The 24,716-nt window shown below is 39.8% G+C and carries 23 protein-coding genes; 10 read left to right on the forward strand and 13 right to left on the reverse strand.

Annotation, left to right across the window (positions count from 1 at the left end; genetic code table 11):
* Positions 1–70: 70 nt before the first annotated feature.
* The 5 genes from B1C82_RS01390 to B1C82_RS01410 form a co-directional block, all read right to left on the reverse strand.
* Positions 71–451 (reverse strand): LIC20211 family lipoprotein, encoded by a 381-nt coding sequence (locus B1C82_RS01390; RefSeq protein ID WP_086445824.1) that lies wholly within the window; start codon positions 449–451, stop codon positions 71–73.
* A gap of 233 nt (positions 452–684) precedes the next feature.
* On the reverse strand, positions 685–1,728 hold the full coding sequence (gene meaB, locus B1C82_RS01395) for a methylmalonyl Co-A mutase-associated GTPase MeaB (protein ID WP_086445825.1): 1,044 nt from the start codon (positions 1,726–1,728) through the stop codon (positions 685–687).
* 6 nt (positions 1,729–1,734) lie between these two features.
* The gene (scpA, locus tag B1C82_RS01400; protein ID WP_086445826.1) at positions 1,735–3,912 is read right to left on the reverse strand and encodes a methylmalonyl-CoA mutase; all 2,178 of its coding nucleotides are present in this window, start codon (positions 3,910–3,912) and stop codon (positions 1,735–1,737) included.
* A complete protein-coding gene (locus B1C82_RS01405; protein ID WP_086445827.1) occupies positions 3,909–5,786 on the reverse strand; it encodes a methylmalonyl-CoA mutase family protein in 1,878 nt (625 codons plus the stop codon). The genes scpA and B1C82_RS01405 overlap by 4 nt, the downstream gene beginning before the upstream one ends.
* 11 nt (positions 5,787–5,797) lie before the next feature.
* The gene (locus B1C82_RS01410) at positions 5,798–6,790 is read right to left on the reverse strand and encodes a TerC/Alx family metal homeostasis membrane protein (RefSeq protein ID WP_086445828.1); all 993 of its coding nucleotides are present in this window, start codon (positions 6,788–6,790) and stop codon (positions 5,798–5,800) included.
* 104 nt (positions 6,791–6,894) lie between these two features.
* Between B1C82_RS01410 and B1C82_RS01415 the strand changes: the two genes are divergently transcribed.
* The 8 genes from B1C82_RS01415 to B1C82_RS01450 all read left to right on the forward strand — a co-directional run bounded on the left by B1C82_RS01415 (position 6,895) and on the right by B1C82_RS01450 (position 14,121).
* Positions 6,895–7,524: a lysoplasmalogenase gene (locus tag B1C82_RS01415; protein WP_086445829.1), complete on the forward strand. Its 630-nt coding sequence runs from the start codon at positions 6,895–6,897 to the stop codon at positions 7,522–7,524.
* 66 nt (positions 7,525–7,590) lie between these two features.
* Complete coding sequence (locus B1C82_RS01420) at positions 7,591–8,328, forward strand: ferritin-like domain-containing protein (RefSeq protein WP_086445830.1); 738 nt, start codon at positions 7,591–7,593, stop codon at positions 8,326–8,328.
* 129 nt (positions 8,329–8,457) lie between these two features.
* Positions 8,458–9,603, forward strand: coding sequence for an aminotransferase class V-fold PLP-dependent enzyme (locus tag B1C82_RS01425; protein WP_086445831.1), 1,146 nt, complete (start codon positions 8,458–8,460; stop codon positions 9,601–9,603).
* Positions 9,604–9,607: 4 nt separating this feature from the next.
* Entirely contained in the window at positions 9,608–10,573 is a 966-nt protein-coding gene (locus B1C82_RS01430; RefSeq protein ID WP_086445832.1) for a bile acid:sodium symporter family protein, read from the forward strand.
* A gap of 125 nt (positions 10,574–10,698) precedes the next feature.
* Positions 10,699–10,851: a 50S ribosomal protein L33 gene (gene rpmG / locus B1C82_RS01435; protein WP_010514486.1), complete on the forward strand. Its 153-nt coding sequence runs from the start codon at positions 10,699–10,701 to the stop codon at positions 10,849–10,851.
* 12 nt (positions 10,852–10,863) lie between these two features.
* A complete protein-coding gene (locus B1C82_RS01440; protein ID WP_086445833.1) occupies positions 10,864–11,316 on the forward strand; it encodes a TraR/DksA family transcriptional regulator in 453 nt (150 codons plus the stop codon).
* 154 nt (positions 11,317–11,470) lie between these two features.
* The gene (locus tag B1C82_RS01445; protein WP_086445953.1) at positions 11,471–13,438 is read left to right on the forward strand and encodes a hypothetical protein; all 1,968 of its coding nucleotides are present in this window, start codon (positions 11,471–11,473) and stop codon (positions 13,436–13,438) included.
* Positions 13,435–14,121, forward strand: a complete 687-nt coding sequence (locus tag B1C82_RS01450) for an HAD family hydrolase (RefSeq protein ID WP_086445834.1) — start codon at positions 13,435–13,437, stop codon at positions 14,119–14,121. The genes B1C82_RS01445 and B1C82_RS01450 overlap by 4 nt, the downstream gene beginning before the upstream one ends.
* Here B1C82_RS01450 and B1C82_RS01455 read toward each other — a convergent pair.
* From B1C82_RS01455 to B1C82_RS01465, 3 genes are all read right to left on the reverse strand, one after another.
* On the reverse strand, positions 14,104–15,456 hold the full coding sequence (locus tag B1C82_RS01455) for a PrsW family glutamic-type intramembrane protease (protein WP_086445835.1): 1,353 nt from the start codon (positions 15,454–15,456) through the stop codon (positions 14,104–14,106). The genes B1C82_RS01450 and B1C82_RS01455 overlap by 18 nt on opposite strands.
* 84 nt (positions 15,457–15,540) lie before the next feature.
* Positions 15,541–17,421 carry an LruC domain-containing protein gene (locus B1C82_RS01460; RefSeq protein WP_086445836.1) on the reverse strand — a complete coding sequence of 627 codons (1,881 nt, stop codon included), beginning with the start codon at positions 17,419–17,421 and terminating at the stop codon, positions 15,541–15,543.
* A 58-nt stretch (positions 17,422–17,479) separates the two neighbouring features.
* Entirely contained in the window at positions 17,480–18,226 is a 747-nt protein-coding gene (locus B1C82_RS01465) for a ubiquinone/menaquinone biosynthesis methyltransferase (RefSeq protein ID WP_199775833.1), read from the reverse strand.
* A 96-nt stretch (positions 18,227–18,322) separates the two neighbouring features.
* Between B1C82_RS01465 and B1C82_RS01470 the strand changes: the two genes are divergently transcribed.
* Together B1C82_RS01470 and B1C82_RS01475 are read left to right on the forward strand one after the other, a co-directional pair.
* Positions 18,323–18,799: a MotA/TolQ/ExbB proton channel family protein gene (locus B1C82_RS01470; protein WP_086445838.1), complete on the forward strand. Its 477-nt coding sequence runs from the start codon at positions 18,323–18,325 to the stop codon at positions 18,797–18,799.
* Positions 18,800–18,801: 2 nt separating this feature from the next.
* Entirely contained in the window at positions 18,802–19,200 is a 399-nt protein-coding gene (locus B1C82_RS01475; protein WP_086445839.1) for an ExbD/TolR family protein, read from the forward strand.
* A gap of 2 nt (positions 19,201–19,202) precedes the next feature.
* Here the strand turns inward: B1C82_RS01475 and B1C82_RS01480 are convergent, their stop codons facing one another.
* From B1C82_RS01480 to B1C82_RS01500, 5 genes are read right to left on the reverse strand one after another with little or no spacing between them, the layout of a single operon-like run.
* Positions 19,203–19,535 (reverse strand): nucleotide pyrophosphohydrolase, encoded by a 333-nt coding sequence (locus B1C82_RS01480; RefSeq protein WP_086445840.1) that lies wholly within the window; start codon positions 19,533–19,535, stop codon positions 19,203–19,205.
* On the reverse strand, positions 19,532–20,602 hold the full coding sequence (locus B1C82_RS01485; RefSeq protein WP_086445841.1) for a DUF1574 family protein: 1,071 nt from the start codon (positions 20,600–20,602) through the stop codon (positions 19,532–19,534). The genes B1C82_RS01480 and B1C82_RS01485 overlap by 4 nt, the downstream gene beginning before the upstream one ends.
* A 3-nt stretch (positions 20,603–20,605) precedes the next feature.
* On the reverse strand, positions 20,606–22,003 hold the full coding sequence (locus tag B1C82_RS01490) for an MBOAT family O-acyltransferase (protein ID WP_086445842.1): 1,398 nt from the start codon (positions 22,001–22,003) through the stop codon (positions 20,606–20,608).
* 2 nt (positions 22,004–22,005) lie between these two features.
* Positions 22,006–23,166, reverse strand: a complete 1,161-nt coding sequence (locus B1C82_RS01495) for a hypothetical protein (protein WP_086445954.1) — start codon at positions 23,164–23,166, stop codon at positions 22,006–22,008.
* Positions 23,167–23,173: 7 nt separating this feature from the next.
* Positions 23,174–24,682, reverse strand: coding sequence for an MBOAT family O-acyltransferase (locus B1C82_RS01500; protein ID WP_086445843.1), 1,509 nt, complete (start codon positions 24,680–24,682; stop codon positions 23,174–23,176).
* Positions 24,683–24,716: the final 34 nt, after the last annotated feature.

A 24,716-nucleotide genomic window follows, 5' to 3' on the forward strand; every position in this document is an offset into this window, starting at 1 on the left:
ATGAGTACATCGTAAAAAATAAAAAACAAAACAGAATGATAGATCTGAAATGAATCATATCGCCTTAGAATTAACGGCCTTTCTTTTTAGGGTCTGTGATCTCATCTTCGAATTTGATTGCTTCTGCAGAGATATGAAGACGATTTACAGTTAAGAATATAAAGATAGATTTATCAGTCCAATAGCGAACATTGATAAGGGCGTCTGCTTCTTTTTCCTTCTTCAATTCTTCCAATAGTCTATCAATAGGAGGTTCACCTAAAGGAATTCCAATGATCGCGATATCAAAGGTATACCAATATTTTGTTCCTTCAACCGGAGAAATCACTTTGTATTTTTTATCCGCTACCGGAACAGTACTTGTCGCAAGCCCGGCACTAGAAGTTGCACAAGAGATGATAAATATTGCGAACAGAATCGATAAGACTAATCCGGAAATCCGAGTTTTCATGTTTTTTCCTTTTCCAATAACCGACTCAGGTCTAGGTCAATTTCTTGTTAGAACGGAGGCGTTTCGCGATTGAGGTTCAATCTTTAGTATCCACCATCAATCTCCCAAAAGACATATTTTCCAAGAAAAAAAATTTCCTTCGGAACCAGAATCACTATGATGTGGTCGGGATAATTATTGTTTAGGAGGGAAAATATATTACAAAACCGTGATTCTTTGGTCTCGTTGGATGTTTAAATTTGATTCTCTTCGTTCTTATAATACTTCACAAGTTTACGGGCAGTTTGGTAAGAACCTGCTAGTCCTTGGGTTACAAGTTCTTCTGCCTTATGAAAATCATTTCCTAGCTTAGAAAAGAAATCATCTAATAACATGGATTGTACGGATTCGTGTAACCAATGTTTGGCCTGTTCTTTTCTTTTTTTATCTAAGTAACCTTTGTCTTTGATTGTTTGTATGAAGTTTAAAATTTCAGTCCAGATCTCGGAAATACCTTCTCCGGTAACCGCCGAGCATGTTCTAACTTCAGTTCTCATTCCTGATTCATGAGAAGGAAGAAAATGAACTGCAGAAATTGTTTCCGCTTTGGCACGATTTGCTCTGCCAATATTCTCTCCGTCTGCTTTGGTGATCGCGATCAGGTCCGCCATCTCCATGATTCCACGTTTGATCCCTTGCAATTCGTCTCCAGCTCCCGCTATTAAAAGAAGAAGAAAGATATCCACCATGGAATTGACGGCGGTCTCTGATTGTCCAACACCTACTGTTTCTACAAGGATTGTATCAAATCCTGCCGCCTCGCATAAAAAGATTGTCTCCCTAGTTTTACGTGCAACTCCACCTAAGGAATCTCCCGAAGGAGAAGGGCGTATGAACGCTTTATTACTGCGCGAGAGAGTTTCCATTCTGGTCTTATCTCCGAGTATGGACCCTCTGGATAATTGAGAGGTAGGATCTATTGTAAGAACGGCGATCTTTCTACCTTGAGATAGAAGATGATTTCCAAAGGCTTCTATAAAAGTACTTTTGCCTACTCCGGGGATTCCGGTGATACCAACTCGGATACTTTTACCAGAATGAGGTAAACATTTTTCTAATATAGCTTCTGCAAGTTCTTGATGAGAATGTAACGTACTCTCTACTAAAGTGATAGCTCTACTTAATAGAACTATATCCCCTGAGAGAATTCCTTTGGAAAAAGTTTCCGCATCCGGGAGGCGCTTCTTTTTTACAGAGCCTCGGATATGGGTCTCTTTTTCTCCCTCGGTCTGAGGCATGAGGATTTAACCTTCTACACTCTTGATCAGAAGTTCTAGGATTTCTGCACCGGCTTTGGAGATCTTTGTTCCAGGTCCGAAAATTCCGTTCACTCCTGCCTTATACAAATAATCGTAATCTTGCTGAGGAATGACGCCACCCGCGATGACAAGGATATCTTCTCTTCCTAGTTTTTTAAGTTCTTGGATAACCTGCGGAACTAAAGTTTTATGACCTGCCGCAAGACTAGAAACTCCAAGCACATGCACATCGTTTTCGATAGCTTGTTTTGCTGCTTCTCCAGGAGTTTGGAATAAAGGACCTATATCGACGTCGAATCCCATATCTGCAAAGCTTGTGGAAATTACTTTTGCACCTCTATCATGTCCATCCTGGCCCATCTTAGCGACCATGATCCTAGGTTGTCGTCCTTCTAACTTTGCAAATTTTGCGGAGAGTTCTTTTGCCTTTTTGAAATCCGGATCGTCCATGATTTCCTCCGAGTACACTCCTTTGATCATATGAGTGACGGATTTATATCTGCCGAAAATTTTCTCCATAGCGAAAGAGATCTCGCCAAGAGTCGCTCTTTTTCTAGCCGCATCTACAGCAAGTGCAAGCAGGTTTCCATTTCCAGTTTTGGCACATTCTGTAATTGCATTTAAGGCGGCTGTTACTGCAGCGTTGTCTCGATTTTTTTTAAGTTCGTTTAATTTGCGGATCTGAGATTCTCTAACAGCTGTGTTATCTATATCCAAGATATCCAAAGGATTTTCTTTAGATGGACGATAACGATTGATGCCTACGATCACATCTCTACCGGAGTCGATCCTTGCCTGCTTACGTGCAGCTGCTTCTTCTATCCTCATTTTGGGGATTCCGGTCTCTATCGCTTTTGCGATACCGCCTAGTTCTTCCACTTCTTGAATGAGTTCCCAAGCTCTTTCAGCAAGTTGAGAAGTTAAAGATTCAATATAGAAGGAACCACCCCAAGGATCCACTACTCTGTGGATATTTGTTTCTTCTTGTAAATAGATCTGAGTGTTTCTTGCGATCCTTGCGGAGAAATCTGTAGGAAGTGCAATCGCTTCATCAAGTGCATTTGTATGCAAGGACTGAGTATGACCGAGGGCTGCAGCAAGTGCTTCGATACAGGTTCTTCCTACGTTATTGAAAGGATCCTGTTCAGTTAAACTCCAACCTGAAGTTTGGCAATGAGTTCTAAGAGCGAGAGACTTGTTATTTTTAGGATTAAATGTTTTAACAAGTTTTGCCCAGAGAAGTCTTCCTGCTCTCATCTTTGCAATTTCCATAAAATGGTTCATACCAATTGCCCAGAAGAAGGAAAGACGAGGTGCAAAACTATCCACATCCATTCCTGCCTTGATACCGGTGCGTAGGTATTCCAACCCATCTGCCAATGTATATGCAAGTTCTATATCCGCAGTAGCTCCTGCTTCCTGCATATGATAGCCGGAGATCGAGATGGAATTGAACTTAGGCATGAAGTCGGTGGTATATTTGAAAATATCCGCGATAATCCTCATGGAAGGTTCAGGAGGATAGATGTAAGTATTCCTAACCATGAACTCTTTTAGGATATCATTCTGGATGGTACCTGAAAGTTGTTCCGGCTTTACTCCTTGTTCTTCCGCAGCTACAATATAAAAAGCTAATGTAGGAATTACGGCCCCGTTCATTGTCATGGAGACTGACATTTGATCTAAAGGGATCTGGTCGAAGAGTATCTTCATGTCCAGAACGGAATCGATTGCAACTCCCGCTTTTCCTACGTCTCCTAAAACTCTTTCGTGATCTGAGTCGTATCCTCTGTGAGTTGCAAGGTCGAATGCTACAGAAAGACCTTTTTGTCCTGCTGCGAGGTTTCTACGATAGAATGCATTTGATTCTTCTGCAGTGGAAAATCCTGCATACTGACGGATTGTCCAAGGCTGTTGGACATACATAGTAGAGTAGGGTCCTCTTAAGAAAGGAGGAATTCCTGCTGCGTAATCCAAATGTTCCAAGGACTCAACGTCTTTAGGAACATATACAGGTTTCACAGGAACTTTTTCAGGAGTATTCCAAATCGTATCCTCTAATTTAGAAAGTCCTAATTCGTCCAAGGCCTCTTTAGACCAGGATTCGAATTTAGTATCTCCAGTTATTGGAGTTCTGTTAGGGGAGAATGTAGGTCTTTTCATTGGATTCCCAGCCTTTTTTGAAGATCGGAAAGAGTTTCTAATAGATTGGATCGAACATGGATAAATCCATTTACACCTGCGGATTCCAGTTCTGAAAGAATATCTTTTGGATAACCGGCCGCATAAACAAGCGGTTTGGATTTTAATTTAGGAAGTACTTCCTTTACATAAGTGGAAACTTCTTCGTCGGAACTACAGAATACTATCATCTGAGGATTTTCTTTTTGGATGCCTGCAATTGCTTCTTCAGAAGTTTCGTAACTTCCCGGATCGATTACATTAAATCCTGCACATCCTAAAAAGTTGAGAGAGAAGATCGCTCTCGCCTTCTTCATTTTTAGGTCACCCAAAGGAAGAAGGAGTACTTTTACGGAAGTTTTATTTTTGGATTCGTAATTTTCCGTTTTCATTCGGATCTCTTCGATAGCATCTCCTGCAAAAAACTCAGGAAGTGCATTTACTTTGAGTTCATTAGAGGTAGAAGAAAGTGCCGAACTCTGGACATGTTTGTTCAGATCCTTGTTTTGGATCTTATCTTTCGAATTCGGATATTGGTTGGTTCCTAGGAAGATCTCTTTACGAGTAGAGTAATTTTCTTCCTTCTTCTTTTTGGATTCTAAAATGGAAGATTGGATCTTGCCAGATTTCAGACATTCTAAGAATCCGCCGTCCTTCTCCACTTCAGTGAATAAATTCCAAGCTTGTTCGGTGATCTGATCTGTAATCGTTTCTATATAATAAGAGCCCGAAGAAGGATCAGCAACCTTATCCAAATAAGATTCATGTTTTAGAAGTAACTGAACGTTTCTTGCGATCCTTAAAGAGAAAGAATCCGCAGGTTGTAGTAAATGATCGAATGGAAGAACATTGATGATCTCCGCGCCGCCTATCGCGGCAGAGATTGCTTCAGTAGTTCCTCTTAAAATATTATTATGAAGATCATAGATCCCGTAATTATATCTAGCAGTCTCAGCCTCTATAAACGGAAGAGAAGCTTCTCCCTTATCAGAAGAATAAGAAGAAAATATTTCCGCCCAAAGAGTTCTTGCCGCTCTGAACTTTGCGATTTCTAAGAAATAATCAGGACCAATCGTAAATTGAAAAATTGTCTGAGAGTTTACTACTTCTGGAGAAACTCCTAGTTCCCCCAAACGATATAAGTATTCGGAACCGAGTGCGAGAGTATAAGCAAGCTCCTGAACAATTGTGGAACCACTATCTCTAAATGTAGAAGAGTGAACTGTAAGTGCTCTGAAATTTTTCCATTTACCAGCAAGTTCAGTTAAGATCGGTTTAAGAGTTTCAGGTCCATGTCCGCCTGAATGGCCTTGTCTTGCGAGAATTCGATACGGATCATAACCTAATCCTCCCACAAGAGTTTTGTTTTTAGGAAGCCAGGAATAAAGTTCGGGTGATTTTTCTTCCGCAACAAAATGAAGAGTGATCTCGTTCAGAGGGAGGTCTGCGAGCAAGAATGCCAGATCCTTTTCATTCTTAATTTGGATCCCTTTTCTTCCGGAACCGACATCTGCGAGCACAAGACCAAGTGCGGAAACTCCATTGGAGATCGCTTCTATAGCTAATTCTTTTGCGGTTTTTAGATCAGGAGTATCGATATCCTGTCTGATACTCCAGTCATTTGTAAGCTTACGAGTAGATCTAAGATAAGGAAATTTTCCTGGAAGATTGGAGAGGAGCCATTCTTTTCCTTTCAGATTTTCTTTTCTATAAAACGGCTGGATCTTAAATCCTTCTTGGGTTTCCCAAACCAGTTTTTTTTCGAAGTCCGCACCCTTTAGATCTTTAGTGATCAGGTTCGTCCATTCTTCGGTAGAAACCGGCGGAAATTCGGAGAAAAGTTTTTTTGATGCCATTCGATTTACCGTCAGGCTCCTTCGTTTTTCGTTTTAAGATAATGAGGAATGGAAGCAAGTATGGAAAGTGCCAGAGTTCCTATGATCACTACCAATGAGATTTCAATCGATACATGGAGGACTCTTCCGAATATGTATCCTGAAAACGCGGGAAGAAGAAGTTTTACTCCCACAAATGCGAGTAGAATAGAGACCCCTTTTTTAAGATATACGAAGAGTTCCATCACTCCACCGAGCAGGAAAAATAAAGATCTGAGTCCTAGAATTGCGAAAACGTTAGAAGTATAGATGATAAAACTATCTTGGGTGATAGAGAAGATCGCAGGGATAGAATCAATCGCGAAAAGAATATCGCTGAATTCCACAACGATCAATATCAAGAATGTAGAAGTAAAAAGAGTTTTTCCATGTTCCTTCACCAAAAACTTTTCCGGATGGAATGTTTTGGACATCGGGAGGATTTTACGTGCGTACTTCAGTAATTTCATTTCCTCCGGATCGAAATCTTCTTCTTCGTCATGGAAGAACATCTTCCAAGCAGAGTAGAGTAATAAGAATCCGAAGAAATAAAGAATCCAATCAAATCTTGAAACCAATTCCGCACCGGAGAATATCATCGCTGCTCTGAATAGTAACGCGCCTATGATTCCCCATTTTAAGATCATTGGTTGGTACTGAGATTGTATCCGGAACTTCCCAAAGATCATAATGAATACAAAAAGATTATCCACAGAAAGTGAATATTCTAGAAGGTATCCTGCTAAAAATTCCAGGGTCTTTTGCTTAGCGAGTCCTGGGTTTGTCGGATCTTCGTGAAAGATATAAACTAAAAGAGAAAAACTGAATGCAAGAGTGACCCAGAATAAGGTCCAGTAACCCGACTCTCTGAGAGAGAGTTTATGGGCTCTTTTATTCAATACGAATAGGTCCAAATATATCAAAAGGCCTACTACGACAGAAAAAATAAGAAAAAGTGTAGAATCTTTTTGGCTAAACGAGATCATCGCAGCTTCCGAGGCCCTATTTGGGCCTTTGAAAGACAGGTTCCTCGGTTTGATCTGGAAGACAATCCCAAATCACCCGGGTGTTTAGAGATTAGGAGCTCTTAATGATTTATATTATATTCCCGATTTTAGCCCTTATTCATTTGGGAGTTCTATTTTTAGGAACTGACATATTTCTTGTTCGTTTGATTTCCAAAATTATTCCCATTCTATATTTAATCGCGTTAAGTGTGGGAGAAGGAAAATGGAAAACTCGCGCCGGAATTTGGCTCGGTATAGGTTTGGTGTTTTCACTCGGTGGAGATACTATCTTAGCTTTTCCGGATAAATATTTTGTTTTCGGTTTGGGAAGTTTCTTAATCGCTCAGCTAGCATATTCCGTTAGCTTTTCATGGGGAAATCCAGTAAATATCTTAAGATTAATCCCTTATGTAATTTTCGGAGCTTCTTATTTTTATTGGCTTCTTCCAGGAATTGCTCCTGAGTTAACTGCTCCAGTCGCGGTTTACGTTTCTGCAATTTGTGTGATGGGTTGGAGATCCGCCGCTCGAGAAGTTTCTTCCAGAGATAGATTATTGGGAATTTTAGGTGCGATCAGTTTTATAATTTCCGATTCTATTATCGCACTTGGACAATTCACTCCAAACAAACTTCCATTCCACGGAGTTTGGGTGATGTCTACTTACTATTTGGCTCAATTTTTAATCTATCTTTCTCAAGAAGAAGAGGAATAAAATAGAAAAAATATTATTGAACCGACTTGAAAATCCCCTAGAATTGTCGCGACCGGAGTATGCAGAATGAGTATTAAACCTTTAAAAGAAACAACATTTTTGGAAGCTGTTGCAGCTGCGATCCAGCATGAGAAAGACTACTTCGAATTTTACATGGATACGTATGAAAAACTCCCTCCGGGAAGAACTAGGGAATTATTCGAAAAACTTGCTGAGGAAGTGGATGAACATATTAAATTTATTACGGAACTTTACCGTGTCGCTGAAGGAGCGGAACTTCCCAACCTGAAACAATTGGCTGCCATTCATAAATTCCACCAAAGTACCCTTCAAAAAATAATGAATAAGGTGGAACGTACGATTGTAGGTTCCGGATCCAAGGACGCACACGAGGCTCTTGAGCTCGCAATCAGAGAAGCAGAGAATTCAGTAGCATTCTACGAGAAACTCACAACTAAATTCGAAGATTCGAATATTAAACTATTGTTTTCTAAACTAATGGATTATAGCCAAAATTACCAATCTTTGTTAGAGGCTGAGTTGAATTCATTCGACCAGACTCGTTCCGCAGGAGGAGCATACTTCTGGGACGAACAAGCAGAAGAAGTAGCAAAGGCAGTAGGAAATTCCAAGCCAAGTGGCAAGAGTTCTAAAGGGTTAAAACCTTCTAAACCTGTCAAAAAAGCTGCGGCTAAAAAAGTAGTGAAGAAAGCTGCTCCTAAAAAAGCAAAAGTAGTCGCTAAGAAAAAAGCTGCCCCTAAAAAAGCTGCTCCCAAGAAAAAGGCAGCCAAAAAGAAAAATTAAGAACTAGAAAAACCGGGAAACATTGGATTCCCGGTTTAGACTTTAGCGGTTTGAGAGTTTAAACCTTTTGGAAGAAGTTCTTAAAAAAGAAGTTTTCCCTCCTAAGGACAGATCCAATCTGGCCTCGAGATGAAAACGAATCCTAGTCCGGATTGGACCAAACTACAACATTTGTACCCGGTTAACCGGGAAATGATCTGGTTAAACAATTGTGGGACCACTCCTGCAAATACGGACACCCTACATGCAGTTAACGAATACCTGCAAGGATATGCTGCCAGAGGCGGTAGCACAGAAGTACGCAAATACCCGACTGTTAAAAAAGTGATCCGCACAATTCTCGCGGAACTATTAGGCGTAGAAGCAGAAGAACTTTCTCTAATACATCATACAAACGAAGGGATCGGATTTATTTCCCTTGGCTTAAAACTCAAAGCAGGGGACCGTATCCTACTTTTGGAAAACGAATATCCTTCTAATATTTATCCTTGGGAACATTGGAAAGAAAAAGGAGTCTCCATTTCTTTTGTGCCAATGGCAGAAACTCCTGACGGATTTTTAGAAAACCTAAAATCTTCCATCACTCCTGATGTAAAAGTAGTGAGTCTTTCTGCAGTGCATTGGTGTACAGGAATGCCTTTCCCTTTAGAAGAGATCGGAAATCTTCTTTCGGAGAAAGGAATTGAGTTTGTTTTAGACGGAGCCCAAGGTGTGGGACTTCTTCCTGTAAGACCTAGAGAAATGGGGATTTCTTATATGGCCTTCCCAGCTTGGAAATGGTTACTCGGGCCATTAGGACTCGGAGTTTTATACATTGCTAAGGAGAAGTTAGAAACTCTGAATTTTCCTTTCAAGGGCACTGGGTCCGTAGTAAATGATGAGGTCTATTTACCTTATAGAGAAGAGCTAAAAGGTACGGATCGTTACGAAATTTCCACAGTGAATTTTATTGATTGGATCTATTTCCAATCTACATTAGAAATGCTTCATAAAGTAGGTTTCCATAATTCTATGGAAAGGATCTACGAACTTGCGGATTATCTTTCCGATAAACTTAGAGATGCAGGTTGGAAACTTGCTTCTGACCATTTTCCTGATTTTAAAACAGGGATCGTAGTCGCAGAAAAAGAAGGACTTTCCATGGAGAACGTGGTATCCAATCTCAAAAAGAACGGAGTTATGTGCGCACTTCGTTTGGGAAGGGTTCGATTTTCCCCTCATATTTATCTGGCCAAGGAACAATTGGACAGGGTAGTGGACCTGATTTCGAGATAAGAACTTGGCTTCACTTTTCGAAAAGGCGGCTTTATTATTTCCACTCTGGGTCATCTGTGGTGTGACATTCAGTTGGTTTTTTCCATCAGTTCTTCACGGATTTAAAGGACCTTGGATCACTTATAGTTTAGGTCTGACCATGCTTGGAATGGGAATCAGCTTAAGAGCAGAAGATTTTACAAGAGTATTCAAGGCTCCTAAACCGATCTTGATCGGTGTGATTGGTCAATATACGATCATGCCCTTAACAGGTTGGTTTTTGGGGAACTTCTTCCAACTTCCGGCTCCATTGGCTGTTGGAATCATAGTAGTGTCTTGTTGTCCAGGTGGAGTAGCCTCTAACGTGGTTTCCTTTTTAGCAAGAGGTGACCTCGCGCTATCAGTTACGATGACTGCCATCTCCACAGTTTTGTCCGTGATCATGACACCACTTCTCACTTTGTTCTTAGTAGGGAATAGTGTGGGGGCAAATGCTTCTGGTCTTTTTTTTGATACGGTCCAAGTAGTGATCCTTCCTGTGATACTTGGAATTTTATTAAATCGTTATACTCCTAAGTTTGCGGAGAAGGTCAAAATCGTTTCTCCTTTGATCGCAGTTATACTGATCACTCTGATAGTCGCATCGATTATCGGTTCTGGAAAAGAAGCGGTGATCAGCTCCGGACTTCATTTAATTTCTTCCGTTTTCTTACTCCATATCTCGGGATATTTTTTCGGGTACTGGGCGGCTTATTTTGGGACCAAATCTTTTGTAATCGCTCGTACAGTTTCCATTGAAGTAGGGATGCAGAATAGCGGGTTGGGAGCGGTTTTATCCCGGAATAATTTTTCTGACCCTTTGGTGGCGATTCCGGCCGCAATTTCCAGTTTTGTGCATTCTTTGATTGGGAGTGTCCTGGCGGGGATCTGGAGAAGGTCCATTCCCCAGGAAGAAGGGGAAAAATCGCTAATTTCGGCCGATCTTCCTTGATTTTTGGCTGTTCTTTTTTTTTATAGCATAATCAGTCTGAATAGTGTAAGCTGAGCGGCCATTATTTTGGTCTAAACTCGGCGAACTCCAGTTCAGGCCAATCTTAGCTAAGAGTATCATCCGTCATGAGAGAGATCATTAAGCTTTCTTGCCAGGTTTGTAAGAAAAATTCTTACTTCCAGACAAAGAACAAAAAAGCGAAATCCGAGAAGTTGGTAACGAAAAAATTCTGTAAATTTTGCCGTGCCCACGTCGAACATAAGGAATCCAAGGTATAATTCCAAATCCAGATGGTGACTAAAAAAGCTGCATACGATAAAAAGGTCCTAAGTGAAATTTCGGACCTTCTTTTGGAGAGAAAAAACTCTCTATTGGAGAAGTATGCGAAATGGGAAGATAATAGCAAACCTTCCGGCCTGAAAGAAATGGGAGATATCGCAGATATCGCTTCGGAAATCAACGAAGAGATGTTGAGTTCCGTTTTAACTGAGTCAGAGATCGAGACCATCCGAGAAATCGACGTGGCTCTCGAGAAAATCGAGGACGGTTCCTATGGAATTTGCGAGGGAACCGGCAAAAAAATTCCTTTAGCCAGACTAAAGGCAATTCCTTGGACTCGTTATACTGTAGAATACGCTGAGGCTGTTTCCAAACATAAGGCTTCCGGCAAAAAGGGTCCACTTTCGGCTACATTGACCGGGACCTATAAAATTCCGTCTGATCCAGATTCTCTGGACGATTAATTCCTCAGCTCCCATCCAGCCTATTTTTTTGGATTGAAATCTACTCGTTTTCGGCGAGCATTTCCAATTCGTGCCAAATCTTTTCGCCCGATTGAGGCCTCTTAAAACTCCTACCTTTCTTACGCTGATCTTAACAGTGATCTTGTCCTACCTATTGCTTCGTTGGACACTTTTAGTAAGAGATCCGGATGGGAACCTTGGAATTGTTTGGATCCAGTTTCTGGCCGGACTACTTCCCAATCTTCATCATAGAAAGTCTGGTAGAATGTTCACTGCAGCATTCGCATTACTTTCCCCTGGGTTATTGCTCTATGGAGAAGGTGGATATTTATATTTATCTGCTCTATTTGCCGGTGCAATTTTTGGGATTTTCTTAAGACAATATATCTCCACTTTTTACGGACATCCTGCAAATGATGATGATCCAGTATTAAGATATTTTTATATAAACCGCCCTTATAAAAACTCACTTGAGTTCACTAAAAATCCTAGAACTGCATTTCTGATCTTAGCAGTATTTTTGCTTTTAGATAGACTGCTTGCGTATTTTGGAACAGATCCTTTGACTTCTTGGATCTTGCAAGATACTGAATATTCTTCCGGGATATCTTCTAAGTATGCATTTGCATTGAGTTTGGACAGTATAGGTTCTTGGCTATCTGCATTCCTATACTTCTTTGCAGAAGAAACGAGTTCTCATGATACCGATCCTCCTGGAAAACATTGGAGGACAGGGATCACTGCTGGTTTTACTGGGAATTTAATTTTAGGCGCAATCCAAGGTTTAGCTCCTTCTACTGATTTTCCTTTTACTGCAGGAAATGCAGAAACATTCGGAGTATCTGCATTTTTCCCTGATGCTGCTTCATTTGGAATAGGGATGCCTATCTTATTCGGATTTTTCTTTTATCAAATCCATAGCAGAAACTGGAGGATCTCTTCTAGAGCTTTACTAAGCATTGCTGTGTTTATCGCACTTGGACTTGCTGGGAAATACCAAAGTACAGGATATTGGCTTCTCATTATTTTCCAGACTGCTTTAGTTATTGGACTTACTTACCAAAGAGGATTTAGAAATCCGATCTGGAAATATTCTTTTATTCCATTCGTTATTCTTGGGACTATCTCTGTTTTAGTCGGAGTTTATTTCATTGGTGGAATGGACTGGGCATTTACGCCTTGGCAAATTATTCGTGAAGATGCGTCTAACGCATGGACTAAGGGAAAAACATTCTCCAAAATGTTGGAAATTTTCTGGAAGGATGGTTGGGTCCAGACATTATCCGCATGGAACTGGTTCAAAGAAGCGCCAGTATTTGGACAGGGATTCGGTGGATTTGCACTACATTGGATCGAATCCGGGCCTAGAGGAGCGTATCCTCCGAATGGGACCCAGGACTTTGCTTTAACTTCTTGGGTGTTTTTACTTTCGGAAGGCGGCATCTTATTTTTCCTTCTATTCTTTGTATGGGTGGGTCTGGAGTCATTTACTCGGACCTCTTATTGGTTTTTGCCATTATTATTCTTTCCTGTAACATTCTATGAACCTTGGACAAGCGGCGCTGGAATATTAGGTTTTCTTTTAATATGGCTACTAAGCTCTTCCGGACCTTCTACCCGAACCCTGCCTAAATGGTGGATGGTTCCTGCGTTTAATTTGGTTTGTTTGCTTTTTGGATTGGGGCTGACTGCTAAGGCATTCATCCGACAGTCTTCTCAATTACAAGGTCCTGAATTCAGATACGAAGAAAGAAAAACCTATCAACTTTCCGCAAAGGCAAAATTCCAAGAGAAGGCTGGGGGCAGATATCATTCATTCCGATCCGGAACTTCTTGGATCCTGGGAGATAAAGGAAATATCAGTCTACGTATTGCTTTGGATGAAGCTCCTAAAGCGGGTAAACCCGTTTATATTCGTTGGATTTTCTCAGATCAGAACGGTGTAGAATTACAATCCAGAAGCACTCCTTTGAATACTACAGTGAACCAGGTAGGTTTAGGAGTTCCTGCAGGTGCTAAAATTCTCACTGCGAAGGTAATGAGAATCTCTTGGTACCAAGCTGGGCCTTCTGAGTTCTATATTGGAACTGACGATTTTGACGGTTTGAATCGTATCCGTTGACATTAGCTCAGTCCATTTTACTAGTGTTTGATATAGACGGTACTTTGACGGATACGGTCTCACTGCATAGAAAGGCATTCCACGAAGTTCTAATTCGTTTTGGATTACCCGGCTTAAATTCGGAAGTGCATCAGTACAAGCACCATACCGATTCGAATATATTTAAAGAGATCTATTCCTCTTATAAAAACGATTGGACCGAAGAGATTTCTGAAAAATTCGAGAAGGAATTGTATGAAAGTATCAAAGAGCAATTTCAGAATGGAATTTTAGAAATTCCGGGTGCGAAATTTTTTTTGGAAACATTACGATCCCAGGGAATTCCTTTCGCCTATGCTACGGGATCTTTTTACGAACCGGCATTTTTAAAATTAGAATCCTGCGGGCTTCCTTTGGATGTTCCTCTTGGAACTGCTTCGTCCTTTTATGAAAGAGAATCCATCGTGGAGCATGCGATCTTGGAATCTCGTAAAAAATATAATTCTAATTTTTCCAAAACGATTTGTTTCGGGGATGGAATTTGGGATTCTAAAACGGCTCAAAATTTAGGTTTGGAATTTATAGGAATAGGGGAAGATCTTAAACTAATTTCAGAATTGGAAAATTCCAGGATTGATCATATGTTTAAAGATTATTCTGATGAACTTGCCATTCTTTCTGCTATCTCAAGTTTTCATTCCTGAAAACGCATCTAATGTATTTCTATACTGTTGTTTTATCCTGATAAACCATCTCCAGGCTAAAAGCCCCCAAGGGATCTTAGGGAATCTATAAAGTGCGCCACTTTCATGGTTTGGATCTTCAGGTCTGAAATTTTTCCAAACGGGGACTACTGGTATCTTCTCAAAATTTCTTCCTGCTATATAAAAGGAAACTGTTGTTTCTTTATTTAGTTCTGGTTCTCGGATCACTGGAGAATAAAAACCTTTTCTGGATAAGGAATAGGCAAGACTTGGCTCCTCATCTCCTAAGGGCCCAAGGTTGACGGAAAGGAATAATGGAATTTTTAAAATTCTCTCCCGAAAGAAAGATGGGTTGATCATACCCCTAAGTAGAAATAAAAATCCGAGCCAAGCAGGATATTCCATGAATAGAGTGATAAATTCTAAAGAGCTAATGTTAGCTAGATAGTAAGGTATCCATTCTGGAACGAATAGGTAAAAGTTCAGACAGAAGATTGGGACGCCAAAAAGTAAAACTGAAATAAACGATCTGATTGTCGAAAGATCTCTTAATAAAGGAATTTCTTTTATATTTTCCTTTGATTGTGCTGCTCTCAGCCAGGAATCATATCTGGAAAATTTGCGGATCATGGAATAATCATCTACATACAAATTCTCTGCCTGTAATAACTCGAACGGAAGTGTCACTTCTGCCTGGACTACGAGTAATTCTAAAGTCAAAAAAGAGAGTCCAAGTATTAACGGTATATATACGGTTCCAAATCCTCCTTGTATTAGTAGGAAATTATAAAACCCATGAAGGGTTACTAAAAAGAAGAAAGCAGAAATTAAATCTAAACCAGAAAGATTACCTTTTCTAGATTGTAGGAACTTTAAAATAAAAAATCCTAATATACCTCCTGAGAAAGTATGCAAAGGTAAAGAGGTTCCCGCTCTGAGTAGGCCTTGCCAAAAGTCCAATCTGAAAGAGTAGAATACATTCTCTATACAACCGAAGGAAGCTCCTAGGGTTAAGCCAAAATATAATCCATCTGCAAGGTTGGAGGAATCTCTAACTTGTTTTAAAAATAGAAAGATCAGAATTGCTTTAGAAGTTTCTTCCGGAATTGCTCCTATGAGCATAGCTTTGGAGAATGAGGAATAATTTTCGAATAGATCAAATACTCCGACTTCCCAGGCGAGAGCAATGCCAGTCGCGATCATTCCATAGAAGAATGCAAATGTTGTGAATGTACTTCCTTGTCCGGAGTAGTAGGTCTTGCGGTAAAAATCCCAATAAAACCAGGCGGCGAGAATCGCGGAGATAGGTTTGCCTAATATAATCCAGTTTTCCATTCGCTTTAATAAAAAAGGCGTCGCCCGACAATTTTAAGCGACGCCTTTCAATCCGCAATATTTGTTAAGCGGGGTTTGTGATTTCTACACGACTAAACTTTGTTTTTTTCTAAGGAAATAAACTGCAATTCCTCCTGCGATGACAAGTCCCATCGCATAGAAAATAGCAAATTTTTTCACGGAGAGAAATAGATAACCGAGTAAGCTACTATCACTTGGAACAGGGAATACCTTGGACTCGTTGGTCACATCATAATACCAAGTTTTGTAATTTTTCCCGCCGGAAGACACCCAAAGATTGAACTCTGAATATCCTGTTTCGGAATCTTTTCTGATATCATATTTTTCGTAAGGATATTTCCAAGCTCCTGGAACTAAGATCGCCCAAGGGAATCCAGTGTTATCCAGATACTTGTCGGTTCCATTATTGTTTTTATACAATCCTGGGAAATGGATCTCTTGTTTGGTATTAATCACATACGCATACAGATCGTAAGGGAAAGATCCCAATTTAGCTCTTTCTACAGGAGCATTAAATACGATCTCTACAGTTGCGATAAAGCCTGGTTTGAAGACATCACCTGGGTGAACGTTCTGCCCTCTGATAGTTTTGTTAGAATCATCAAAGATCTGATAACCTGATTTTAGATTCGCAGCTGTTACACTTACTGTGTTTGTTGCAACTTCTACTTTTCCATCTGCTTGGGTTAGTTTATAAGTAAGAGAAGCTCCTACGTCCACAGGTAATTTTATAAACAATTGGTGTCTATAACCTGCACCTTTTGCAACGTGTTGATAAGTCCCTCTTAACCTTACGATCTTTCCGGAAGAGTTTAGATCTTCTTCATTTTTGAATTGGATTACATAATCGTTTAGGTCCGCATCGCCGGAGGAAGGATAAAGATCCTCGAAAGCGACAGTGAATACTCCCTCAGCAGGGAATGTAACTTCTGTGGAACGAGTAGCATCGTTCGGATAGATATCTGTATCGTCAGGGACTCCATCTCCATCTGTGTCGGCAACTTGAACTGCAGGGAGATTGATCTCATATCGGATCGTTCTGTTAATACCGAGGACTGATTCTAAGCTAATATATTGGGTGATGGATTCTCCACCGATTGAAATATCTATTGTGATATTTCCAACGGAAGTTGGAACAGTCAGTGTCCCCGTTACTTTACCGGAAGAATCGGAAACACCTTGGAATAGTATATTATTATTCTCATCATATACTAGAACAGTAGCCCCGGAAACCACATTGGACTTATTATCTAACACAGTAAGATTCAACGGAATATTGATCGTAGTATTATAGTTAAAAGTGGATTCTCCTTTAGGATCTTCTACCACTACTACAGCTACTGTAGGAGTTCCGGAAGAATTGCCTGATCCTGACCCACTATTGGAATTGCTTCCTGAATTAGAATCGGAACCAGCGTTGGTGTTATCAGAAGAAGAACCTGAGTTCCCGCTATTAGAAGACCCATTGGATGCAGTGGAATCTCCAGTGGCAGAATTTGAAGAGCCGGAATTGTTGCTTTCGTTGGATGAACCTCCGGGATTACTTGCTGTGTCAGATGAAGAACCTGAATTTGAATCGTTGGAACTTCCAGAATTATTTGAAGTTTCGGAAGAAGATCCAGATGTATTAGAAGAATCTGAAGTATTCGAATTGGAAGAAGTTTGATCAGAAGAACCGGATGATCCGCTATTAGAATTGGAATCTGATGGGGTAGTTGTAGAGCCTCCACTATTATTTGTACCATCTGCAGGTGGAGTGACCGGATTTCCGGAACCATCTCCTGGAACAAATACTACTCCAGGACTACCACTGTTACCTGGAACTCCGCCAGTTGCAGTATGTTGGCTACCTAAGAAAAAAAACGGCAGTAATAGGCCATTCTTCTTATGGCCACAGTTATAAATGAACCCGGCAATCATCGCCAAGGCTAGGAACTTTCTCATGAAGGGTAACCCCACTCTAATCTCTTTACCTTAAGAGACGGGGTGAAAATGGTTGGTACTACGGTCTATTTGGTTTTTTTCCTATATGGAGAACGCTATTCCCGAATACAAAATTAGTAAATCGAACCTTATCAAAGCCTGCTTGTTCCAATTTGGATTTTAAACCTTCTTGGTCAGGATAATAAAGAGAAGAGACCGGCAAATAATCGAACATCTCATTTTTGCCTCCCCAGAGAATATACCCAAAAAGAGGAACGATCCTGAAAAAGTAAAAATCAGCGAATGCTTTGATAAACGGGTTTTTGACCTTTCCTACATCCAGATTCGCAAACACTCCGCCAGGTTTAAGAACTCTATAAATTTCTGATAATGCCTTGCTTAGGTCGTTCACATTTCTTAAGCCAAAACCAATGCTGACTGCATCTAGACTTTCACTTTTGATCTGAGAAAGATTGGTAGCATCGCCCCATTCAACTTTTGCTCTACCTAGGTTGATTGGTTTTTCTAATCTTGTTTTTGCGACTTCTAACATGTTTTCGGAGAAGTCTAGGCTTAGTAACGTTTCTACTCTTTGAGACCTTTCTAAACGAATGGAGATATCTCCTGTTCCGCAACATAGATCTAAAACTCGGATTGGACCTTTGGTTTCCGTTTCGATTTCTTCTACCAATTTATTCTTCCAAACTCTATGTAAGAAGAAGCTACTACAATCGTTGAAACGATCGTATTTGGAAGCGATCCGATTGAAATTTACTCGAACGAAATCCGCCTTCGTATCTGAAGAAGGCATTTGAAAAGAGGCCATTTCCCTTAGGATTTTGACCAATCTCTAGGGTGCAAGAGGGATTTGGATTTTTGTTCGGATGACAGAAAGTAGAAGTCCCTATATTTTGGAGAAACGATGAAAGACCTAGGCTTTCTGCAAGGATTGGATTGGGTTTCCAGTTTGATCATCCTTCTTTCCGTTTGGAATCTCGGAACCTTTATCCATGTGTGGAGCATTCTTCCAAAAAGAAAAGAATCCTTAAAACAAAACTTCTTAACTGAAAACAATCCTTCTATCTGGGAAGAAAAACTCTCAGAAGTATTATTTCCCATTGAAACGAAACTTTCCTGGATGAAACATCTGGCAGGAATTTCAACAATGCTTGGGCTATTAGGAACTGTACTCGGGATTTCCGAAGCATTTTCCTCTTTGCAAGCTGCAGGAACTGTTAGTTTGGACGCATTTGCAGGAGGAATCAAACTTGCACTTGTAACTACGATCTTGGGTTTGTTTGTAGCAATTCCTTCCTTACTCGGTTTCCAATTTTTAAAACATAGATTATTGGACTTGGAAAGAGAAGCTTTGTCCTGGTTAAAGATCCCACCTAAATAAAAATGAGAAAATCGATCTTAAAAGAAGAAGATCCTGGAATAGATCTGACCAGTTTTATAGACGTTGTATTTATACTTTTAGTCTTTGTAATGCTGGCGGTCAGCTTTCGAAAAGAGATCAGATCCATTCCATTAGAACTTCCTAAAGTAGGGCAGGGAGAAGACCCAAAGGGAGAAAGAGTAGAATTTGCACTTTTGCCGGACGGCTCTTATAGGATTGGAGAAGAAAAAGTCCAAAAAGCAGTTTTAGAGGAAAAACTAAAACAAGGACTTGTGAAAGAAAAAGAAGTTCGGTTTTTCGCGGATAAAACTGCCAACTACGAAGAAATTGTAAAAGTATTAGATTTACTCAGTAGATCCGGAGCTTCCTCTCTGGAACTTGCAGTCCAAGGCCAAAAATAATATTAAAGATCCTTTAACTTAGGATTGTTCTTATGACGATCCTTGTCTCTGGTGTTGTTTTTTTCTAAGGTTGCCTGGAAAGCATCTTCCATGGAAATTCCCATTTGATTTGCTAAACAGGTTAGAACAAAAAGTATATCCCCTAACTCTTTTGATAGGCCGTCTGGATCTTCTCCCTTTTTGAAAGATTGGTCTCCATACTTTCTTGCTACAAGTCGGGAGAATTCTCCTACTTCTTCCATTAAGATGGCTAGGTTTGTAAGTTCTGAAAAATATTTAACCCCGATGGTTTTGATCCAATCATCTACCGTCTTTTGGGCTTCGTCGAAGTTCATTTTACTTTAGGAAGATTTCCGTTCTCTTGCAAGAATTCCACCAGGAATCTAGTAGGTTCTGCATAACATCCACCGCTGAGATGGTGTGGATCTATAAATTTTTGGCATTTCATTCTGGTACGGTATTCTTCCATATCTAATACCAAAGTTTCCGGATATTCTTGGATAAGTTTATTACGCAGATCTATCCATTCCTGAAAAAATGGAGCGGATCTAACTTTGTCGGAGAACGTAGAATATAATAAAGGTGTCCATAAGACTACTCTAATATGATTCTCTCTCGCGGTTTTTAGGAAATTTCTAAGGAAGTATTCTTGTACTTTCGAACTTCTGAAATTCTTATAGGATTCGTTAAAAATTCTCTCAGACTCAGAACCTAATTTATCTTCCGGAGTATTCGCCAGAAGTCCATTAGGGATGCCGCCTTTAAACTTGTCTGATTCGTTGATCAGAATGTCCCTAACATATGTAAGTTGTAGGACTTCCAACGGATTTCTGATCCTAGAATATGCTTCTTTAAATCTTGGGGGGAATACGGAAGTTCGGAATACTCTCGCTTTTAAAAAACTATCCCATTCATTTGTGGAGAATATATTCCAGTATTTTAAGAAGAAAGGGAAATCATAAGAATAACGTAATGGATATCTGTTTGCGAAATCCGTTCCTGAATCAGGATAATATTCTAAGATCGCATAGTCCAAAGGAATGTTTTTAGAAAGAAGTTTTTCCAATGTAAAATTATGGAAAGAATAAGGGGCAGAAGGACCGGAAAGATTGTATACGATCAAACCTGGACTTTCCTTTTCAAATTCTACTAAAGAGAATTCTCCCATATGAGAGGTTCCAAAAAAAGTCAGGACTTTTTGGTCTTCTTTTTTGGAATCGGTTTCTTTCTTCATGGTAGAAAGAACCTGATCCTTCATATTATAAAAATAATATTCTGCACCTGTTTCTGTATAAGGTCTGATCTTCTCAGAAGAAAGTATCCTGTCCCATACAAGGAGTAGCAGAGCTATTCCGAGAGGGATCCAAAGAATTTTGCGATGTAACAAAGGAATTCTTTTCATAATCTAAAATGCAAAGTAAATAAAGTCTTGTCCCTTGCCCGCGTAATTCCCAAAAATTAAGGCTCCGATCAAAAGGAAGGCAAGTAAAAGTTTGGTCCTATTTCTTTGGAACCAAAGCGGATAATGTTTAGGCGCCTCTGCCGCGTGGAAAATAATCCCACCGATAATATATGGAATTACTAAATTGAAAGAAAGAGTAGTAACTTGTTCCGGGCGAATATGAAAAAACCAACTTTCGAAGAAGTAAAAAGAATCCCCTATGCTGAATGAACGGAAGAACACTGCAGCGAGTGTGAATAGAATATAGGTCCAAAGGATACGAATTCCTGTGAAAAACTTTCCGACTTCAGGTAATATCTTGATTCCCTTTCTTTCAAAAGTTCTTTCTACGAATAAGAATAGTCCATGGGAAAGTCCCCAGGCTAGAAAAGTCCAGTTTGCTCCATGCCATAAACCACCGAGAGCGAATGTGATCGTTTGGTTGATATTCGTTCTTGCTTCTGAACCTCTACTTCCACCTAAAGGAATATAGATATAATCTTTGAGCCATGTACCCAAAGTGATATGCCATTTTCTCCATAGTTCGTGGATATTCTTACTAAAGAAAGGAGCGTTGAAGTTTCTTGGAATATTAAAACCGAATAATAAAGCACAACCTTTAGCGACATCCGTATATCCTGAAAAGTCAGAATACACCTGCCAAGTGAATCCAATTGTGGCTAAAAGTAAAGATCCGCTTCCATATTCTTTTGGTCGTAAGAATACAGGATCAATCAAACTACCTAAGTTGTCGGCGATCAGTATTTTCTTACATGCTCCGAGTCCGATCAAAAACAGTCCTGTAAAGATCGCAGTTTTATGAATTCTTAAATGTTCCAGCCTCGGGAAAAAATCTTTTGCCCTCATAATCGGTCCTGCAACCAACTGAGGAAAGAATAATAAGAATAAAGTAAAATGGAAGAAGTTCGGAAGTTCCTCTACTTTTCCACGATACACATCTATCACGAATGCCATTACTTGGAATGTATAAAAACTGATCGCTAATGGAAGAATGATCCTAAAAGAGAACGTGCTGGTATTGAATAGGGACAAGTTTGTTACATAGAAAAGATTGTCCGATACGAAATAAAAATATTTGAATATTCCTAAATTGATAAGGTCGATCAGAACAATGATTGTAAGAAGTTTTTTACTTTTTGTTTTGGCGATCGGCTTTAGAAAAAGATAATTTAAGAATACGATCCCCAACAGATGCAAAAGAAAAGGTGGATTCCAAGAAGCGTAGAATACTAAAGACGCGATTAAGAGAATCCATTCTCTATACTTACGGCTATCCCAAGACCAGTAGAGAACATAAACGATCAGGAAAAATACGAAAAATAAAGTGGAGGTAAAGATCATCTTTAATTTTTCCGAGTCAATCCTAGGATAGAAGGCAAGTCGGCGGAGAATATAGCTGAAAATTTTTCCATTCCGGCTTTATTCAAGTGGATCAGGTCGTAATAGTAATCCCCATTATTTTGCCCATCTAAACTCGCTTGGTAATCGAGTAGGCGAGTCGTTCGATCAATTTTTTGGATCTCTTCTTCCCAGATCTTGTTCCTTTCAGGGCTCCGCCAATTTTTAATGATCTCACTATATGGTGCGATTACTGCAATGATCTTGATCTTCTGTCCGTTCTCCAGACCTACTTGGCGAATATCATTATGCAGGATTTTTAATCTATGGAAGTAGTTGTTTACCTGTTTGGTTCTTTCGATTTTAACAGGAATTCTTTCTCCTAAGCCGCAGGTATCCCAAATCGCTTTTTTATGGAATTGATCAGAACCTTCAGGAGCGGGATTACCATTTCCGGGATTAGTGATCTTCAAGCAGGATTTGATATCTTTCACATCCGGGAACATGCTGATACTTGGAAGATTTGTATTCTCATGAGGCCAAGGAGTGAGTTTGGCTTCTTTTTTTCTTCTGCTAATATCTTTTAGGCGTTTGGAAGGATCCAAGATGAAATCGCGGATATCTCTTCTATAAGCGATACTCTTAAACGCTAAAAATCCTAGATCATCATAACGCACATTATAATTGAATTCGTAAATTAAAGGAAATGCCAGACTTCTATCCAACTCTCCAAGCATTGCAAGAGTGTGGATTTGTAGGTCTTCTTGGTCGACCCATGGGGTAGAGATCTCTAATATATGTAAGACTGTATGAACCTTAGGAAATTTAGGAAGAATATTACGTACAAGTGCGTCCTGCACTACTAACTCGGTTCCTTCCATCGCGATGGACTGGATTTTTTCTCCATAAGGTTCCAGAGTTTCATTCAAAGTTTTAAGAGAAAGTCCTTGGTGGGCGACTGAGGTCCCAAGTAGAAGTATTGTAGGTTCGAATTCCGCTTTTTTCTCTAAAACATAGTCAGTGTTTCGGATAACGTTTGCGGCAAAAGATCCTTTCTTAAGATAAGGCCTATAAACTCCTGTTTGCAGACATAGATCAAATAGAGCCAATACTAAGATTGGTATCCAAAAACTTCTCTGACGTATCAAACTGATATACGGATTCACTTTCACCTCAGAAATCGAAATACAGGAAGTTTTGGCCTCCTGCTCCGAAGAACAGAATGATAAATAGATTAGCAGTAACGAATACCCCGAATTTTTTCTTATTTTCCACGATTGTTTCGATCGAGTTCCGGGAGAAATAATAAGAAAGAACAAAACAGATCACAAGTAGTATTCCATAATCGTAATTTACGAATGTTTTAACGGAATAAATCCCGTCTGGCACCGCAAATACAAGCGACTTCATCATTGCCCAAGCTGCTTTCATAGTTTTTGCACGAAACATGATGAATCCAAAGGAAAGGCAGAACATTGTGAATACTCGAGCGCCTATATCGTAACTCAAGCCGCCTTTTTCATTCAGCCAAATAGCAACCTTGGTTTTAGAATATTCTCTATGGATACCGAGCATAATCCCTTGCCAAAGTCCCCAGCTTACAAAGTGATACGCGGCTCCGTGCCAGATACCTGCAAATAACCAGGTGATAAAAAGGTTTCTGTATCCTTTTAAAACTCCAACTCTGGAACCGCCGAGTGGAATATAAATATAATCTCTGATCCAAGTGGAGAATGAAATATGCCAACGAGACCAATGGTCGGCGATGTTCCGAGCAACCATCGGGAAATTGAAGTTTGGATCGAATTTATAGCCGAAAAGCCTTGCAGTTCCGATGGCAATATCTGTATAACCTGCGAAATCGAAATAGATCTGCCAGCCGAAAGCCAACGCACCGACCCAGATTTCGGCAGGATTTAGAATTTTATAATTACTGAATGTAAAGTCTACTACCTTTGCTAAGTTATCCGCAAATACAATCTTTCTAGTGAATCCCATTAGGATCTGTGCAAATGCAATTTGCACATCTTCCGCAGTAACCTTAGGGGTATCATCTAAGTCCCTAAAGAAAGTGTGAGCACGAACAATAGGTCCAGCAACTAATTGAGGGAAGAAGGAAACGTATAATGCAAAGTCTAAGAAGGACTTACGAGCTTCCAAGTTCCTGCGGAATACATCTATTGTATAACTCATAGACTGGAATGTATAAAAGGAAATACCAACAGGCAAAATGATCTTTAGATGTTCAATTTTAAGAGGTTCGCCTGTGGAGATTTGATTAAATAGATCTGCAAAAACTTCTAAAAGGAAGTTTGTATATTTGAAATAAGCTAAAATCCCAAGATTCGTAACAAGAGATGCAACTAAACAGAGCTTTCTGAACTTTTCAGAAACTCCTTCTCCGCTCATCAATCTTCCTGCAACGTAGTCCACGATCATGGAAACGATCAAGATGATGATGTATAAGTTAATATTAAAATTACAGAAGGATAGATCGATCCAATTCTCGTACCAAGTAGAAGTCCTGATATCGTTGCAAGCTATGGAAGCAGGGTGCCAAGCGTTATAAAAGTAGAGGCTGGCAAGAAGAAGGAAAGCCCTTTGGTATGTACCTTTTAGGATTTTCGCTAGGATCAAAACGATCGGCAAAAATACGAGAAAATGGGCTGAATTGAACAGCATTCGTTCGTTTGTCCTCGACTCCTGTGCAGTTTTT

Origin of the sequence: Leptospira venezuelensis (genome assembly GCF_002150035.1) — a bacterium.
Taxonomy (GTDB): Bacteria; Spirochaetota; Leptospiria; order Leptospirales; family Leptospiraceae; genus Leptospira_B; species Leptospira_B venezuelensis.

Coding starts and splice junctions, on each gene's coding strand:
- B1C82_RS01390 (WP_086445824.1), bottom strand. CDS start 451: ATGAAAACTCGGATTTCCGGATTAGTCTTATCGATTCTGTTCGCAATA.
- meaB (WP_086445825.1), bottom strand. CDS start 1,728: ATGCCTCAGACCGAGGGAGAAAAAGAGACCCATATCCGAGGCTCTGTA.
- scpA (WP_086445826.1), bottom strand. CDS start 3,912: ATGAAAAGACCTACATTCTCCCCTAACAGAACTCCAATAACTGGAGAT.
- B1C82_RS01405 (WP_086445827.1), bottom strand. CDS start 5,786: ATGGCATCAAAAAAACTTTTCTCCGAATTTCCGCCGGTTTCTACCGAA.
- B1C82_RS01410 (WP_086445828.1), bottom strand. CDS start 6,790: ATGATCTCGTTTAGCCAAAAAGATTCTACACTTTTTCTTATTTTTTCT.
- B1C82_RS01415 (WP_086445829.1), top strand. CDS start 6,895: ATGATTTATATTATATTCCCGATTTTAGCCCTTATTCATTTGGGAGTT.
- B1C82_RS01420 (WP_086445830.1), top strand. CDS start 7,591: ATGAGTATTAAACCTTTAAAAGAAACAACATTTTTGGAAGCTGTTGCA.
- B1C82_RS01425 (WP_086445831.1), top strand. CDS start 8,458: ATGAAAACGAATCCTAGTCCGGATTGGACCAAACTACAACATTTGTAC.
- rpmG (WP_010514486.1), top strand. CDS start 10,699: ATGAGAGAGATCATTAAGCTTTCTTGCCAGGTTTGTAAGAAAAATTCT.
- B1C82_RS01440 (WP_086445833.1), top strand. CDS start 10,864: ATGGTGACTAAAAAAGCTGCATACGATAAAAAGGTCCTAAGTGAAATT.
- B1C82_RS01455 (WP_086445835.1), bottom strand. CDS start 15,456: ATGGAAAACTGGATTATATTAGGCAAACCTATCTCCGCGATTCTCGCC.
- B1C82_RS01460 (WP_086445836.1), bottom strand. CDS start 17,421: ATGAGAAAGTTCCTAGCCTTGGCGATGATTGCCGGGTTCATTTATAAC.
- B1C82_RS01465 (WP_199775833.1), bottom strand. CDS start 18,226: ATGGCCTCTTTTCAAATGCCTTCTTCAGATACGAAGGCGGATTTCGTT.
- B1C82_RS01470 (WP_086445838.1), top strand. CDS start 18,323: ATGAAAGACCTAGGCTTTCTGCAAGGATTGGATTGGGTTTCCAGTTTG.
- B1C82_RS01475 (WP_086445839.1), top strand. CDS start 18,802: ATGAGAAAATCGATCTTAAAAGAAGAAGATCCTGGAATAGATCTGACC.
- B1C82_RS01480 (WP_086445840.1), bottom strand. CDS start 19,535: ATGAACTTCGACGAAGCCCAAAAGACGGTAGATGATTGGATCAAAACC.
- B1C82_RS01485 (WP_086445841.1), bottom strand. CDS start 20,602: ATGAAAAGAATTCCTTTGTTACATCGCAAAATTCTTTGGATCCCTCTC.
- B1C82_RS01490 (WP_086445842.1), bottom strand. CDS start 22,003: ATGATCTTTACCTCCACTTTATTTTTCGTATTTTTCCTGATCGTTTAT.
- B1C82_RS01500 (WP_086445843.1), bottom strand. CDS start 24,682: ATGCTGTTCAATTCAGCCCATTTTCTCGTATTTTTGCCGATCGTTTTG.